The sequence below is a fragment of the Proteus myxofaciens ATCC 19692 genome (assembly GCF_001654855.1).
Taxonomy (GTDB): domain Bacteria; phylum Pseudomonadota; class Gammaproteobacteria; order Enterobacterales; family Enterobacteriaceae; genus Proteus; species Proteus myxofaciens.
In genome coordinates this window covers 1-558 of sequence record NZ_LXEN01000205.1, presented here as the reverse complement: position 1 = coordinate 558, position 558 = coordinate 1, and the positions used below count along the sequence as shown (strand labels likewise).

The window sequence follows — 558 nt, the reverse complement described above, 5'->3', positions numbered from 1 at the left end:
GATTTTGACTGAAATCAACCTGTTTAACCCATTGTGTTTGTGATAAGCAGTGAGTTAAATGCCATTGATTATCGGCTTGTTCTTCAACTGTTCATAATCTTAAATTTAAAATCAGGAAACTTGGTCAAAATCTCTTTGACCCACGGAGTGAATTTTTCAGGTGTTTTATTTATTTGATTAATTAGTTCCGGGATTTCTATCCACTCTACAGCAGCTACTTCTTCAGGATTAAATTTTACTTGTCCATTATAATAACCAATAAAAATATGGTCATATTCATGCTCAATTAAGCCACCACTCACCTCTGCTCTATAAATCAGATTCCCTACATAAAGCAGTTCTGTATTAAAACCGAGCTCTTCGTATAATCTACGATATGCCGCATCATGGGTTATCTCATTAGGTCTAGGATGGCTACAGCATGTGTTTGCCCATTGACCAGCACAATGATACTTATGTAAAGCCCTTTGTTGAATCAATAGTTTATTCTCATCATTAAAAATAAAAATAGAAAATGCACGATGTAATTTTCCTAATTTATGTGTAAGTAATTTAGAC

General features: G+C 33.7%; 1 protein-coding gene. It reads right to left on the bottom strand.

What is annotated here, in order from left to right:
- Window positions 1–83 precede the first annotated feature (83 nt).
- Window positions 84–558, bottom strand: a 475-nt coding sequence (gene idi / locus M983_RS16650) for an isopentenyl-diphosphate Delta-isomerase (protein ID WP_066753621.1), incomplete at its 5' end; no start/stop codon positions are given.